At 43.8% G+C, this 15,759-nt stretch carries 13 protein-coding genes and 1 pseudogene; 13 read left to right on the top strand and 1 reads right to left on the bottom strand.

The window, feature by feature from the left end; translation table 11 throughout:
• Nucleotides 1-3 precede the first annotated feature (3 nt).
• Both BM278_RS03050 and BM278_RS03045 read left to right on the top strand, forming a co-directional pair.
• Nucleotides 4-1,461: an RNA-guided endonuclease TnpB family protein gene (locus tag BM278_RS03050; RefSeq protein WP_090947893.1), complete on the top strand. Its 1,458-nt coding sequence runs from the start codon at nucleotides 4-6 to the stop codon at nucleotides 1,459-1,461.
• Nucleotides 1,462-1,616: 155 nt separating this feature from the next.
• Nucleotides 1,617-2,384: pseudogene (locus tag BM278_RS03045) on the top strand (AEC family transporter); the annotation flags it as partial.
• A gap of 59 nt (nucleotides 2,385-2,443) precedes the next feature.
• Here BM278_RS03045 and BM278_RS03040 read toward each other — a convergent pair.
• On the bottom strand, nucleotides 2,444-4,090 hold the full coding sequence (locus BM278_RS03040) for an alkaline phosphatase (protein WP_090947891.1): 1,647 nt from the start codon (nucleotides 4,088-4,090) through the stop codon (nucleotides 2,444-2,446).
• A 246-nt stretch (nucleotides 4,091-4,336) separates the two neighbouring features.
• On the opposite strand from BM278_RS03040, the gene BM278_RS03035 reads away from it, so the two are divergent.
• The 11 genes from BM278_RS03035 to ureC all read left to right on the top strand — a co-directional run bounded on the left by BM278_RS03035 (nucleotide 4,337) and on the right by ureC (nucleotide 15,752).
• On the top strand, nucleotides 4,337-5,374 hold the full coding sequence (locus tag BM278_RS03035) for a LacI family DNA-binding transcriptional regulator (RefSeq protein WP_090947890.1): 1,038 nt from the start codon (nucleotides 4,337-4,339) through the stop codon (nucleotides 5,372-5,374).
• A complete protein-coding gene (gene gntK, locus BM278_RS03030; RefSeq protein WP_090947889.1) occupies nucleotides 5,371-6,915 on the top strand; it encodes a gluconokinase in 1,545 nt (514 codons plus the stop codon). Before BM278_RS03035 ends, gntK begins: the two co-directional genes overlap by 4 nt.
• Before the next feature lie 61 nt (nucleotides 6,916-6,976).
• Nucleotides 6,977-8,326 carry a GntP family permease gene (locus BM278_RS03025; protein WP_090947888.1) on the top strand — a complete coding sequence of 450 codons (1,350 nt, stop codon included), beginning with the start codon at nucleotides 6,977-6,979 and terminating at the stop codon, nucleotides 8,324-8,326.
• A gap of 328 nt (nucleotides 8,327-8,654) precedes the next feature.
• The gene (gene urtA, locus BM278_RS03020; RefSeq protein ID WP_090947887.1) at nucleotides 8,655-9,911 is read left to right on the top strand and encodes an urea ABC transporter substrate-binding protein; all 1,257 of its coding nucleotides are present in this window, start codon (nucleotides 8,655-8,657) and stop codon (nucleotides 9,909-9,911) included.
• 67 nt (nucleotides 9,912-9,978) lie between these two features.
• A complete protein-coding gene (gene urtB / locus BM278_RS03015; RefSeq protein WP_090947886.1) occupies nucleotides 9,979-10,878 on the top strand; it encodes an urea ABC transporter permease subunit UrtB in 900 nt (299 codons plus the stop codon).
• 12 nt (nucleotides 10,879-10,890) lie between these two features.
• Complete coding sequence (urtC, locus tag BM278_RS03010) at nucleotides 10,891-11,964, top strand: urea ABC transporter permease subunit UrtC (RefSeq protein WP_090947885.1); 1,074 nt, start codon at nucleotides 10,891-10,893, stop codon at nucleotides 11,962-11,964.
• Nucleotides 11,921-12,670, top strand: coding sequence for an urea ABC transporter ATP-binding protein UrtD (gene urtD / locus BM278_RS03005; protein WP_090947884.1), 750 nt, complete (start codon nucleotides 11,921-11,923; stop codon nucleotides 12,668-12,670). Before urtC ends, urtD begins: the two co-directional genes overlap by 44 nt.
• The gene (gene urtE, locus BM278_RS03000; RefSeq protein WP_090947883.1) at nucleotides 12,664-13,365 is read left to right on the top strand and encodes an urea ABC transporter ATP-binding subunit UrtE; all 702 of its coding nucleotides are present in this window, start codon (nucleotides 12,664-12,666) and stop codon (nucleotides 13,363-13,365) included. The genes urtD and urtE overlap by 7 nt, the downstream gene beginning before the upstream one ends.
• A 23-nt stretch (nucleotides 13,366-13,388) precedes the next feature.
• On the top strand, nucleotides 13,389-13,691 hold the full coding sequence (locus BM278_RS02995) for an urease subunit gamma (RefSeq protein WP_013401012.1): 303 nt from the start codon (nucleotides 13,389-13,391) through the stop codon (nucleotides 13,689-13,691).
• Between the two features lie 17 nt (nucleotides 13,692-13,708).
• Nucleotides 13,709-14,035: an urease subunit beta gene (locus BM278_RS02990; RefSeq protein WP_090947882.1), complete on the top strand. Its 327-nt coding sequence runs from the start codon at nucleotides 13,709-13,711 to the stop codon at nucleotides 14,033-14,035.
• Nucleotides 14,036-14,039: 4 nt separating this feature from the next.
• On the top strand, nucleotides 14,040-15,752 hold the full coding sequence (gene ureC, locus BM278_RS02985; protein WP_090947881.1) for an urease subunit alpha: 1,713 nt from the start codon (nucleotides 14,040-14,042) through the stop codon (nucleotides 15,750-15,752).
• The last annotated feature ends 7 nt before the right edge of the window (nucleotides 15,753-15,759 follow it).

Raw genomic sequence — 15,759 nt, 5'->3', positions numbered from 1 at the left:
GTATTGGCTAAAACAAAATCTGCAAGTTATGTATTAACATTAAAATTAAAAACTGAACCGTGGCAAGAACATATTTTAGAAAAACGATTTGAAATAGGTAGGCAGTTATATAATGCCTGTTTACGTGAATTATTAAAACGTTATAAAAAATTGCAAAACGATAAAAATTACAGGGAACTTATAAAACAAGAAAAAACTAAAGAAAGAAATAAATTATTAAATAATTTACATAAAGAATATGGATTAAATGAATATGCTATGCATTTATTTGTTAAGCCAATGCAACAACACTTCAAGAAAAATATTGATTCATTTACAGTTCAAAAGATAGCAACAAGAGCATGGCAAGCAATAGAAAAATTAATATTTGATAATGCAGAAAAAGTAAAGTTTAAAAAATATAATGAAATGGATTCATTAGAAGGTAAATCTAATAGTACAGGAATTCGTTTTAAAAATAATAAATTACAATGGAATGGATTAAATATTCCAGTAATTATAAAGAAAAATGATATTTATGCTCATATGGCGTTACAAGATCGAATTAAATATTGCCGCATTGTTCGTAAATTAATTAGAGGCAAAATTAAATATTATCTTCAATTAATTCTTGAAGGAATACCACCAAAGAAAATTAATCCAAAAACAGGAGAAATTAAACATCCTAGAAATGAAGGAAAAGTGGGAATTGATATTGGCACTCAAACGATTGCTGTATGTTCCGAAAAAGAAATAAAATTATTAGAACTTGCTCCAAGTGTTGAAAATATTGAGCGAAAAAAACGAATATTGCAACGTAAGTTAGATCGTCAAAGACGGGCAAATAATCCACATAAATATAACGAAGATGGAACAATTAAAAAAAATAATCTAAAATGGATATGGAGTAAAAATTATATTAAAACGAAAAATCAGTTAGCAGAATTACAAAGAAAATTAGCTGAAAAACGTAAACAAGATCATAATAAATTGGCTAATTGGATATTGTCATTGGGAGATGATATTAAAGTGGAAACAATGAATTATAAAGGTTTACAAGCAAGAACTAAAGAAACAATAAAAGATAAAAATGGAAAATTTAAAAGTAAAAAGCGATTTGGTAAAAGTATAGGAAACAAAGCTCCAAGCATGTTTTTAACTATATTAGATAGAAAATTAAGTTATGAAGGCAAAAGATTGAAATTTGTTGATACATTTTCTGTAAAAGCAAGTCAATATAATCATCTTACAGATGAATACAATAAAAAGAAATTATCAGAACGTTGGAATGATTTTGGTAATTTTAAAATTCAACGGGATTTATATTCAGCTTTCTTGATCATGAATATTAAAGATAATCTAAAAGAAATTGATAGAGAAAAATGTTTTACGACATGGGAAAAATTTAAGCAACTACACGATAAAGAAATAGAACGGTTAAAGAGCAAAGGAAATAAATTATTAAGTAGTATGGGAATTTGAATAACAAAAAGCGTCTTGAACCGGGCGCACAGGGCGATAAGCACCAGTGAGGTGTTTGTCCATGAAAGTCTTGTGGAATTAGAGTCAGTGTCCATGCGAAGGTATGGAAGAAGCTCTATAGTACACAAGAACCCCATGGCTTTAGCCATTGGGAGGTTCAGGAAAGTAACATTGATGTGGATGTGTTGATGAAAGTGTTAGGGTTTTTGGTGGTGCAAAATGGGGTGTTAATCGCTATCAGTACGGTCATGGCAAAACTGTTAAAGCTTGATCGGAGCCTATCCGCTACGTTTCAAAATACGATTGTTCTCAACAATTCCGGCAATTTTGGCATTCCGGTAAGCCAGCTTGTGTTTCATCAGCAGCCGCTAGGGCTGTCGATTCAAATCGTCGTGACGATTTTCCAAAACTTCCTTACCAATACATACGGCGTGTGGAATTTTTTATCTGCTGGTGAAAAGAAAGGAAAGGTGACGGCGGAATTTTTGAAAAACCCAATTATTTATGCGCTGTTGTTTGGGCTGCTTTTTCGGTCGTTAGATGTTCCGGTTCCATCGTTTATTTGGAATCCTTTTCAAAACGTTGCCAATGCGTTTTTGGCCGTTGCGCTGCTGACATTGGGAGCGCAAGTGGCCTATATTGATTTCAAACGGTTCCCATCGCTATTGTTTGTTAGCGTTTTCGGGCGCCTCCTTCTTTCGCCGGCGCTTGCCGCTATGATTATTTTTGCATTGCATCTTGATGGGGTGACCGCCCAAGCGTTGTTTATCGCAAGCTCGTATCCTTGTTCCAGAAACACGGCGCTTTACGCGTGGGAATACGGCCACCATCCAGATTATGCGGCGCAAGCGGTATTGATGTCAACGCTGTTTAGTTCGGTGACGGTGACGATGATCGTCTATCTCTCCAAAATTTTATTCTAATCCATTTTTTGTGAATGCAGAAAACGGCGCGAACTAGAGGTTTCGCGCCGTTTGCCATGCTATTGAATTTGTTTAAACAACTTGATCGCTTGTTTTGGAACCCAAAATTGTTCTGCACTGTAAACAACAAGCCCTTCTAATTCATACGTTTTGTTTCCGGCGATCATGATGTTTTTGTTTGCAGGGAATTCGGCGACCATCTTTCCTTTTTTCACGATCAGCTTAGGATTTTGTGCGTCCGTATTGTCGATAGTGGCGGTCGCTCCTATCGCTGCAAATTTTTCTTTCGCGTTGACAAATAACCGTTTATTTAAGTCGTTTAATTGAAAGCCCATCGCTTTTGCCATGATGCGGGCTAAATCCGTATTTTCAAATGTGCCGATTGGCCGGTTCGGGCCGTAGCTGTAGAGAAATACATCTTCCCCTGTATGTCCGCCAGTGGTAAATCCAAGATTCGCGCGCGCGGCCAGCAATTCCGTCAATGTTTTGCGAAGATCGTTGGATTCGTTTAATTTTTTCTTCTCTTCCGCTGTTAATGGGTCTAATCCGTATAAACGAGCAACTTCTTCTAAATTGGATTTGTCCGCTTTTAATTGGCTCATTGCTCCTTCTAGCGTCATTTTCGCTTTTTTCAGCGGATCGATATATGCGGAAACAGGAGTTTCAGGGTACGATTGATCGGTGTTGCGGTTGCCGATCGTAATGCCGCTGTTGCCGTGGTCAGCTACGGCGATCACAAGCGTGTCGTTGCGTTTTTTCGCGAAGGAAAGCGCTTCTGCGACTGCTTTGTCAAAGGCTAGCACTTCGCTGATCATCCCTACAGGGTCATTGGCATGGGCCGCCCAATCCGGCTGGCTGCCTTCCACAAATAAGAAAAATCCGTCTTTATCTTTTGAAAGCGTATCGATCGCTTTTTTCGTCATTTCCGCCAGCGTTGGCTCATTAGGTCTTGTATAAGGACGGTTCATATCTTGCGCAAGCGCGTCATCGGCAAACACGCCCCAAATTTTGTCGGATGTTGAACGAAGCAGTTCGTCTCTCGTTTCCACGACGTCATATCCTTTTTTCTTAATGACTTCTAGCATATTTTCATTGTCTTTTCGGTTGTTTTTTCCATTGCCCGGGAGTAACGCTTCTTTTCCGCCGCCTAAGACGACTTCGATATTTTGATACACTTGTTGTTCAGCGATATCCGGAAACAAGTTTCGGTGATGGACATGGGCGGAGAAGCCTGCCGGCGTAGCATGTTGAATCGCCGATGTTGCGATAATTCCCGTTGCTTTCCCCATCAATTCGGCGCCTTCGAGCACATTTGCGGACGGCTTCATGGCGAGTTCTTTCGAAATGGACTGTACGCCCGGAGAATTCACTACACTTGGAAGAATGCCGATGTACTTGTCATTGGATTTAAATCCTGTTGCCATCGCGGTGGCAGCCGGGGCAGAGTCGGTGATCGCTGATTCCGCCGAGTATGTGCGCACGGCGCCGCTTGCCATTTCATCCAAAGCGAGCGGTTCTCCTTTATACCATCTTGCCAGTGTCGTTGCTCCTGCGCTTGTTCCATCCATTACCATCATGATGACATTTTTAATTGGTTTGGATTTTTGCTTTTCCTTTGCTTCTTCGCGTGCCGCGAAAGCAAAAGATCCGGCGGTGAGCGAGCCGATTAACGCAAAACTGATAATTTTTTGGCCGATGTTTTTCAATTTTGCCTCCTCCTTCATCAATAAATTAAATGGTTATGTATCTATATAATGATCATAAAATCGGTTTATTAACGATGTTTTGCGATCAGATAAATATTTTGTGAAAATATGTTAATCTTTTGAAAGCAAAAATTTTTTTATAAAAATAGTTGTAAAACGGTTTCATTTTGTTTTATAATTTCACTAAACCGGTTTATGAAAGCGTTTATAATTACTAAATCGATTTAGTATGAAAGAGGGATCCCTTTGAAAAAAGTGACGATGGCTGACGTCGCGAAGTTGGCGAATGTTTCGAAAAGCACGGTATCGCAATATTTAAATAAACGTTATGAATATATGAGCGAAGAAACGAGAAAACGAATTGCCCGGGCTATTGAAGAGTTGGGATATCAACCGAATATTATCGCCCGCAGCTTAAAACAGAAAACAACGATGACAATCGGAGTGATTGTCTTCAACATTTTGCACATGCTTACGACGCAGGTGTTGCATGCGATTGAGGAAGCGTGCCAAGAGCGCGGTTTCCATGTCATCGTCTCTAATTCCGATGACGATCCGGAAAAAGAAAGGAAATATATTGAGATGCTGCGGGCAAAACAAGTCGATGGCTTGATTATTTTTCCGACAGGGAAAAATGCTGATGTATATCAAAAAATGGTCGAAGAACGGTTTCCGCTCGTGTTCATTGACCGGATGGTTCCGGGGGTCAAAGCGGACGCGATTTTGCTTGATAATCAAAAAGCCGCTGCCTTGGCGGTCGAATATTTCGCCGAGCGCGGTTACAAGCGCATCGGAGTCGTTGCACCGCCGCCTGTTTCCCATATCATTCCGAGGATGGAGCGCATTGAAGGATTTCGGCAAGCGTTAGCGAAAAAGGGGCTTCCAATTGTTGACGATTATTTTATTACGACGGAAATTCCATATATTCAAAACGAATTAGCGAGGTTGTTTGCATCTGGACGCCTGCCGGAAGCGTTGTTTGCGATCAATGACTTAACGTTGATGGAAGTTTTGTATTTTATTAAAGGAAATCATATTAAAATTCCTGACGAACTGGCGATCATCAGCATCGATGACGTTCCATTCGCCCATGTTTATACACCGACGCTAACGACGATCGCGCAGCCGACGTTTGCCATGGGGAAAAAAGCGGCCGAGCGCCTGTTTTTGCAAATTGCAAAAAAAAGCGAACATCAACCGCAAATTTTTCGCTTTTCGCCTACGTTTATTGAACGAGGGTCGGCAAAAGAAAAAAACGTCATAAGAAAGAGGGAAGTAACATGAAAGCAAAACAACAGATTGTAATTGGCGTCGATATCGGAACGACAAGCACGAAAGCGGTGGCGTTTGGCGAACAAGGGCGAGCGCTTGTCTCCCACGCGATTGATTATCCAATCATCCAGCCGCATCCAGGTTGGGCGGAGCAAGACCCAGAGGAGATTTTCGCGGCTGTTGTCCAAACTGTAAACGCTGTCATCTCTAAATTAAATATTGATGCTAGCCAAGTGAAGGCGATCGGATTCAGCGCGGCGATGCATTCTTTAATGGCGCTCGATGCATTAGGTCGCCCGCTTACTCGCTGTATCATTTGGGCGGATAACCGCAGTGTTGGACAAGCGGAGCGGCTTTTCGATGAATGGAACGGCATCAGCATTTATAAACGAACAGGAACACCGATTCATCCGATGTCGCCGCTTCCAAAATTGCTTTGGCTGAAAGAAAAACAGCCGGATTTATTCCGTCAGGCGCATAAGTTTGTGTCGATGAAAGAATATGTGCTGTATCAATTATATGGACAATACGTTGTTGACTATTCGATCGCTTCGGCAACTGGTCTGTTTCGTTTAGATACGCTTGACTGGGACGCGGATGTTCTTGAACTTCTCGGGATTACAAGAGCGCAGTTATCCAGTTTAGTACCAACGACGCATATATTGCGGGGGATGAAGAAAGAATGGGCTGAACGAATGGGCTTGGATCCGGACGTTCCTGTCGTTGTCGGAGCTAGCGACGGGGTGCTCGCCAACGTCGGAGTCGGGGCGGTTTTGCCGGGGGAAGCGGCGATTACGATCGGAACAAGCGGCGCGGTGCGTACGATTTCCCCTGTGCAAAAAACGGATGAAAAAGGGCGGACGTTTTGTTATGCGTTGTCGCCAAACCATTGGGTCGTCGGGGGGCCGACGAACAATGGCGGTATTTTATTACGATGGCTCCGTGACGAATTTGGCAGCCAGGAGCGCGAAGTGGCGAAAAAGCTCGGCATTGATCCGTATGATTTGCTGACAAAATACGCCGAAAAGGTTCCGGCAGGTTCGGAAGGGTTGTTGTTTCTTCCGTTTTTGTCAGGAGAACGTGCGCCGTACTGGAATGCGAACGCGAGAGGAACGTTTTTTGGCATCAGCCTCCATCATAAACGGGAACATTTTATTCGCGCGGTGATGGAAGGGGTATGCATGAGCGTCTTTTCCGTCGCTTTGGCGATTCGCGATGTCACGGGGCCGCTCTCGGAAATTCGCGTATCGGGCGGTTTTGCCAAATCCCCGTTTTGGCGGCAAATGCTTGCCGATATGATGGGAAAAGAGCTATTAGTACCGGAAACGCATGAGGCGTCGGCGTTAGGCGCCGCGGCATTGGCGTTGTACGCACTTGGCGACATCCCATCATTAGATACGGTGAAAACGTGGATTCATATTTTATCGCGCCATGTGCCAAATGAGAAAAATACGCTTGTTTATTCCGAACTATTTGATATGTATACGCGTTTATATGACCGTTTAAAAGATGAATTTGATGTGATCGCTTCGTTTCAACGGAAGGATTCATAGTTATGCGCCATAACTAAATCGGTTTAGTTGACATCAAGAACAACAGAGGGGGCATGGAAATATGGGAATCGCGATTGTTATTGCTGCTATTGTTGTATTATTGCTGCTCATCACGGTTGCGAAAATGCATCCGTTTGTCGCTTTGATTTTGACATCCGTTGGCGTCGGGCTGGCAATGGGCATGCCGTTGATCGCGCCGTCGCCGGAAACGCCGGGAATTATTGATTCGATTAAAGCAGGTCTTGGCAACACGCTTGGCTTTTTAGCGATCGTATTGGCGCTCGGGACGATGCTTGGCAAAATGATGGCGGAGTCCGGGGGCGCCGAACGCATCGCGAAAACATTGATTGACCGTTTTGGCCAAAAACGCGTCCATTGGGCGATGATGGTCGTCGCATTTTTAGTGGGGATCCCAGTGTTTTTCCAAGTAGGATTCGTGCTATTAATTCCGCTTGTGTTTACGATTGCGATGGAAACGGGAATGTCACTTGTGACGATTGGCATTCCGCTTGTTGCCGGATTGTCGGTCGTGCACGGGCTTGTTCCGCCGCATCCGGCAGCGATGGCCGCCGTCGGCATTTTTAAAGCCGATGTCGGAACAACGATTCTTTATTCGCTTATTGTCGGGCTACCGACAGCTATGATCGCTGGACCGCTGTTTGGCAAATGGATCGGGTCGCGCATGTATAAAAAAGTGCCAGAAGAAATCGCCGAGCAGCTTGTGCAGCATAAAGAAGAGAAAGACCTTCCTGGCTTTGGCAACACGTTATTTACGATTTTGCTTCCGGTCATTTTAATGCTGATTGCTTCCATTGCCAATGTCACGCTAGATCAAGCGTCGGAAGCGTCCAAAGTGTTGCGGTTTATCGGGGATCCGATCATCGCCTTGTTGATCGCGACGATTTATTCGTTCTTTAGCCTTGGCTATGCGCGCGGATTCAATCGCGATAAAGTGTTGAAATTTGCCAACGAATGCCTTGGTCCTGTCGCCAATATTTTGCTTGTCATTGGCGCTGGTGGAGCGTTCAATAAGGTGTTGCTTGATTCTGGCATTGGCGATCAAATCGCCGACTTAGCCAAACATTCGCATATGTCTCCGCTGCTGTTAGGTTGGGGGATCGCTGCGCTCATTCGGATCGCGACAGGTTCTGCGACGGTATCGATGATGACCGCAGCCGGCATTGTCGCTCCAATTGCTGCGAGCATTCCAGGCACGAACACAGAATTGCTCGTATTAGCGACAGGAGCGGGATCGCTCATTTTATCGCACGTCAATGACTCCGGCTTCTGGATGATCAAAGAGTATTTCGGCATGACCGTCAAAGAGACGTTGATGACATGGACAGCAATGGAAACGATTATTTCCGTTGTCGCGTTTTTGTTGATCGTATTACTGAACTTAGTCGTTTAAGCATAGAAGAAAAACGTCAGGCGCTTGTTTTAACAAGTCCTGACGTTTTTTCACATTTTGCAACCTTTGAATCCGAAAAATATGTAAGGATTCCTGACAAAGTATATTGTGTTTTTTGATTTTCAACTTGCTTATAAAGGAAAGATTATGTATAATATTTGTATATAAATATTACATATTATGTTATATAATATTACATATTGAGAGAAAGGAGGACGAAAACTTCATCATAGTCATGAGAAATTTACGCTAAAACAAGCAGTATATGATGTGTGCAGTTATATGCCTTATCTAATCATATCTTAATAATTTTGTAAGGAGTGTTTACATGCATAAATTAAAATGGAAAACCTTTAAACTGCTGACTTTGCTTTTATATGGGGGTGTGTTTGCATTAAGCGGATGTGCTGCATCGTCGGCAGTCGACGAGATGAAAGAAAAGACGAAAGAAACAAACACATCAGAAACGGGTGACACGGTCAAAGTAGGTATTCTCCATTCATTGAGCGGCACGATGGCAATCAGCGAGGTATCATTACGCGATGCGGAATTAATGGCGATTGAGGAGATTAATGAATCTGGAGGACTGCTCGGCAAAAAGATTGAACCGGTCGTCGAAGATGGTGCCTCCGATTGGCCGACGTTTGCAGAAAAGGCGAAAAAACTGCTACAGAAAGACAAAGTGGTGGCGATCTTTGGCGGATGGACATCGGCAAGCCGAAAAGCGATGCTTCCTGTCGTAGAGCAAAATAATGGATTGCTTTGGTATCCTGTGCAGTATGAAGGGATGGAGTCTTCGCCAAATATTTTCTATACAGGTGCGACAACGAATCAGCAAATCGTTCCAGCGGTTAGCTGGCTGCTAGAAAACAGAGGAAAGAAATTTTTCTTGCTTGGCTCGGATTATGTGTTTCCGCGTACAGCCAACAAAATTATTAAAGCTCAGTTAAGGGCGGAAGGCGGACAATTGGTTGGCGAAGAGTACACACCGCTTGGCCATACAGATTATAGCACGATTATTAGCAAAATTAAAGAAATGAAGCCGGATGTTGTGTTTAACACATTAAACGGAGACAGCAATGTCGCTTTCTTTAAGCAGTTAAAAGATGCTGGGATTACTGCAAAAGATGTAACGGTGATGTCTGTCAGCATTGCAGAAGAAGAAATTCGCGGAATTGGCGGCGATGTGTTGGCTGGGCATCTTGCCGTGTGGAATTATTTCCAGTCAACGGATACGCCGGAAAATAAAGTGTTTGTAGAAAAATATAAAAAGAAATACGGGAAAGATCGAGTCACCGATGACCCGATTGAAGCAGCGTATTTCGCCGTCCATTTATGGGCGGAAGCAGTAAAGAAAGCGGGCTCTTTTGACGTCGATAAGGTGAAAAAAGCAGCGGATGGCATCGAATATAAAGCGCCTGGCGGAACGGTAAAAATCGATGGGGAAACGCAGCACACGTGGAAGATTGTGAGAATAGGAGAAATCCAGCCAAATGGACAGTTTAAAGAGCTGTGGAATTCCGGAAAGGCAATTAAGCCAGATCCTTATTTAAAAAGCTATCCATGGGCGAAAGATCTAAATTAAATGAAAAATATCCGTTGCGGAAAGGAGTTTAGGCTCCTTTCCATTTCCAAGAAAGGAGGGGGCTTTGTTGTCCGTCGTTATTACGCAAGTTTTTAACGGTTTCAGCTTAGGTTCGATTTTGCTTTTTGTTGCTATAGGGCTGGCGGTTACCTTTGGGCTAATGGGTGTCATCAACATGGCCCATGGCGAATTGATTATGGTGGGAGCGTATATGACATATGTCGTTCAACAAATATTTGCAAAATATGCGCCGCAGTCGATGGGATATTATTTCTTCATTGCCATTCCTGTTGCCTTTTTTGTTTCGGCTCTCCTTGGCTGGGGATTGGAAAAAATATTAATCCGGCACTTATATCATCGGCCGTTGGATAGTTTGTTGGCGACATGGGGAGTCAGCTTGATTTTGCAGCAAATCGCGCGCACGATTTTTGGGGCGCCAAATGTAGCGGTGCTTCCTCCTGAATGGTTGGATGGAGGGGTTCGCATTGCGGGAGTGGTGTTTCCGTACAAACGGCTGTTTATTTTAGTATTTGTCATCCTATCCATTTTTGCCCTTTATATTTATTTAACGAAAACGCCAGCCGGCCGCAGAATAAGAGCGGTTACGTTAAACCGAGATATGGCTTCTTGTCTTGGGATTTCTACTCGAAAAGTCGATGCATATGCTTTTGCGATTGGTTCCGGCTTTGCCGGTTTAGCAGGATGTGCGTTGACATTGCTCGGTCCGATTGGTCCAACGATTGGAACGTACTATATTGTCGATGCATTTATGGTTGTCATTTTAGGAGGGGTGGGAAAACTCATCGGCACGGTGTTGGGAGCGTTCGGAATCGGATTGGTTAGCACGTTGATGGAGTATTCGACAAGTGCGACGATGGCAAAAGTGATGATGTTTGCGCTTATTATTGCCTTTTTGCAATGGAAGCCTTCGGGGCTTGTCAGTGTGAAAACAAGATCGCTCGATTGAGAGGTGTCAAAGATGACAAAAAAAGGCTGGCTTTATTGGCTGTTTTTCCTCGCTTTGTTTGCAGCGCCGTTTTATTTAACAGAATTTCGTTTATCGCTGCTCGGAAAATTTCTCTGCTTTGCGATGATTGCAATTGGAATTTCTTTGATTTGGGGCTATACCGGGATTTTAAGTTTAGGTCATGGCGTGTACTTTGGTTTAGGTGCTTACTGTATGGCGATGTATTTGAAGTTAGAGTCTTCGCATGGGCGTTTGCCTGATTTTATGGAGTGGAGCGGTGTACACCAACTCCCGTGGTTTTGGAAACCGTTTGAACATCCGCTAGTTGCTATTTCTTCCGCCATCATCATCCCAGTGCTATTAGCGGCATTTCTGAGTTATTTTACGTTTAAAAATCGGATTAAAGGCGTCTATTTCTCTTTATTATCACAAGCTGTAGTTGTTGTTTTTGTTACGTTGTTCATCGGCAAGCAGGAATGGACAGGGGGAACGAATGGATTAACGAATTTCTCGACCGTTTTCGGTTTCCCTTTATCTTCTCCTTTTACTCAAATTATTCTTTACTGGATCACCGTTTGTTTGCTTTTGCTTATTTTCCTTTTTTCCCGTTGGTTAACGGTGAGCCGTTTCGGCCGGGTGCTTGTAGCTATCCGGGATGGTGAAAATAGGGTCCGCTTTTTAGGGTTTAATCCAACAACGTACAAGGTGTTTGTCTATAGTCTTTCCGCGGCTTTTGCCGCGCTGGCGGGCATAATGTTTGTGTTGCAAGTCGGGCTGATTTCTCCGGCGATGATGGGAATTATTCCTTCGATTGAAATGGTATTGTGGGTTGCTGTCGGGGGAAGAAGTTCATTAATTGGGGCTGTGATAGGTGCTATTGTGACGAACAGTGCGAAAAGCTTCTTTAGCGAAAATTATCCTGATATATGGCTGCTATTTTTAGGAGGATTATTTATCGGTGTGGTCATGTTTTTGCCAAACGGACTTGCAGGCGTATACCAGTCTTTTAAGCAAAGAAAAGGACAAAGGGAGGGGAAAACACATGAAGCCGGTTCTCATGTGTCGCGAAGTGTCGGTGGATTTTGACGGATTTCACGCATTGCAAGGGGTGAATTTGGAAGTTTATCCGCACGAAGTCCGCTTTTTAATCGGGCCAAACGGAGCGGGAAAGACGACGCTCTTAGATGTGATTTGCGGCAAAACAAGAGCGTGCAGAGGGAAAGTGTTATTTTACTCACACGATATTACGAAAATGCCGGAGCACAAAATTGTCCGGCTAGGCGTTGCGCGAAAATTTCAAAGTCCATCGATTTTTCACCAGTTGACGGTATGGGAGAATATGGAATTAGCTTTAAAGCAAGACCGCGGCTTGTTCGCTGTTTTACGGGCGAAGTTGTCGCGAGAAGATCGGGATACTATTATCGCGGTGCTGCAACGCATCCAATTATTCGATTATGCTGAGCAAAAGGCTGGTTCTCTTTCACACGGCCAAAAGCAGTGGCTTGAAATTGGTATGCAGCTTATCCAATTTCCTCAGCTGTTGTTGCTTGATGAACCGATTGCTGGGATGAGCGAAGCGGAGCGGGAACGAACAGGGGAGTTGATCCACGAAATCGCTCGCAACTGCGCCGTCGTCATCGTCGAGCATGATATGGATTTTGTGCGCCGCTTTTCCAAACAAGTAACGGTTATGCATGAAGGGAAAGTATTATGCGAGGGGACAATGGAAGACATTCAGAAAAATGAAAAAGTGGTAGAAGTTTATTTGGGAAGGGAGGAGAAAGCGTGTTAAGCGTGCAAAACGTTACGGCGGGATATGAACAAAGCGTTGTGTTGGAAAACGTAAGCATTAACGCACAAAAAGGCGCTGTGACAGCGGTGCTTGGGCGAAATGGCGTCGGAAAAACGACGCTCATCAAGAGCATCATCGGGTTAATCAAACCAATGGCCGGCAAAATCGAGTGGGAAGATGAAGATATTACCTCATTGCCGCCTGAAGAGAGAGTAAGAAAGGGGATTGGCTATGTTCCACAAGGAAGGGAAATTTTTTCTACGTTAACGGTGGAAGAAAATTTATTGCTAGGGTTTGAGGCACTTTCTAAGAAAGTCAATCCAGCACAGATTTTAGCAGAAATTTATGAATTATTTCCTATATTAAAAGAAATGTTGCATCGAAAAGGGGGAGATTTAAGCGGCGGGCAGCAGCAACAGCTTGCCATTGCCCGTGCGCTGATTGGGCAGCCAAAATTGCTTTTGCTTGATGAGCCGATGGAGGGAATCCAGCCATCGATCGTACAGCTCATTCGTGATGTTATTGTCAAAATCGCCAAAGAAAAAATGGTTGGCATTGTGCTTGTCGAGCATAGCTTAGATTTGGCTTTTTCATGCGCTGACTACTTTTACATTTTCGATCGCGGCACCGTTGTCGCACAGGGGCGTGTTAGCGAAACGAATATGAATGACATTCAACAGTTCTTAACTGTTTAAAAATAAAAAGGAAGGAGAGAACAATGAGATTAACCGCTCGCGAACAAGAGAAATTGCTTATTGTTGTAGCGGCGGATCTTGCCCGTCGCCGCAAAGAGAGGGGGTTAAAGCTAAATTATCCGGAAGCGGTCGCTTTAATTACATATGAAATTTTAGAAGGTGCGCGCGATGGGCGTACGGTGGCGGAGTTAATGCAATACGGGACAACGATTTTAACTCGTGATGATGTGATGGAAGGAGTGCCGGAAATGATCGAAGACATACAAGTGGAAGCGACATTTCCGGATGGCACGAAGCTCGTTACGATTCATCATCCGATTCGCTAAAAGGGGGAGAAAAATTGATGATCCCAGGGGAATATTTGTTAAAACAAGAAGCAATTGTTTGCAATCAACATAAGCCGACTACAAAAATCATTGTGAAAAATCGCGGGGATCGTCCGATTCAAGTCGGTTCACACTTTCATTTTTTTGAAGTCAACTTGTTTCTTGAATTTAACCGCCAAGCGGCGTACGGAAAGCATTTAAATATTCCTGCAGGAACAGCGGTGCGCTTTGAACCCGGGGATGCAAAGCAAGTAGAACTTGTTCCTTTTTCTGGGGAACGTTGTGTTTACGGATTGAATAATTTTGTCAACGGACCGCTTGATCGAGACAAGAAAGGGGAGTAAATGGATGAGTTTTCAAATGTCACGGAAACAATATGCGGACATGTTTGGACCGACAACAGGAGATTGTGTTCGTTTAGCGGATACCGATTTATGGATTGAGATTGAAAAAGATTTTACCGTTTATGGCGATGAAGTGAAATTTGGCGGCGGAAAAGTCATTCGCGATGGAATGGGGCAACATCCGCTTGCCATGCGTGCGGAATCGGTAGATTTAGTACTGACGAACGCGATTATTGTAGACTATACCGGAATTTATAAAGCAGATATCGGGATTAAAGACGGGAAGATTGCCGCCATCGGGAAAGCGGGTAATCCGCTGTTAATGGATGGAGTCAATATCATCATCGGAGCAGCGACAGAAGTTATTGCAGCGGAGGGAAAAATTGTCACTGCAGGAGGAATTGACGCTCATATTCACTTTATTTGTCCGCAACAAATCGAAACGGCCTTGTCATCGGGGATTACGACGATGATCGGCGGAGGAACCGGGCCGGCAACGGGAACAAATGCGACGACGTGCACTCCTGGAGAGTGGAACATCTATCGCATGCTAGAAGCGGCCGAAGCGTTTCCGATGAATCTTGGATTTTTAGGAAAAGGCAACGCATCGGCGAAAGAGCCGTTAGCGGAGCAAATCCGCGCAGGAGCCATTGGCCTAAAGCTTCATGAAGATTGGGGGACAACCGCAGCAGCCATTGATGCGAGTTTGCAAGTTGCGGACGAATATGATGTGCAAGTGGCCATTCATACCGATACATTGAATGAAGGAGGATTTGTCGAAGATACGTTGCGGGCGATTAACGGTCGCGTCATTCACACCTATCATACGGAAGGAGCAGGAGGAGGGCATGCGCCTGATATTATTAAAGTAGCGAGTTTTCCAAATATACTGCCTTCTTCTACAAATCCAACGCGGCCTTATACGAAAAATACGTTAGATGAGCATTTAGACATGTTGATGGTTTGTCATCATTTAGACCCGTCTGTTCCCGAAGATATTGCTTTTGCGGATTCTCGCATTCGCAAAGAAACGATTGCGGCGGAAGATATTCTCCATGATTTAGGTGCTTTTAGCATGATCAGTTCCGATTCGCAGGCGATGGGCCGCGTCGGGGAAGTGGTTTTGCGCACATGGCAAACGGCGGATAAGATGAAAAAGCAATTTGGAAAATTACCAGAAGATAAAGGAAGAAATGGAGATAATTTTCGCGTCAAGCGGTACATTGCCAAATATACGATTAATCCGGCGCTTACCCATGGGATTGCGAAGTACGTCGGATCGATCGAAGTGGGCAAATTGGCCGATTTAGTTGTTTGGCATCCTGCGTTTTTCGGCGTAAAACCAGAACTTGTTTTGAAAGGGGGAATGATTGCCTACAGCGTCATGGGAGACCCAAATGCCAGCATTCCAACTCCGCAGCCGGCCATGTATCGACCGATGTTCGCAAGCTATGGAAAAGCCTTATATAACACTTCGATTACATTTGTATCGAAAGCAGCTTTTGAACTTGGAATCCCGCAGAAATTGAATTTACAAAAAATCATTCGACCGGTAGAGCGCATTCGCAGCTTGTCGAAAAACGATATGGTGTATAACAATGCGATGCCAAAGATTGATGTCGACCCACAAACGTACGAGGTAAGAGTCGATGGGACCCTTATTACGTGTGAACCAGCCGAAGTGGTTCCAATGGCGCAACGATATTTTTTATTTTGAGGTGATA

The organism is Parageobacillus thermantarcticus (assembly GCF_900111865.1).
GTDB classification, from domain to species: Bacteria; Bacillota; Bacilli; order Bacillales; family Anoxybacillaceae; genus Parageobacillus; species Parageobacillus thermantarcticus.
The sequence above is the reverse complement of the archived record's forward strand: the minus strand, read 5'-3'. Positions and strand labels throughout refer to the sequence as shown.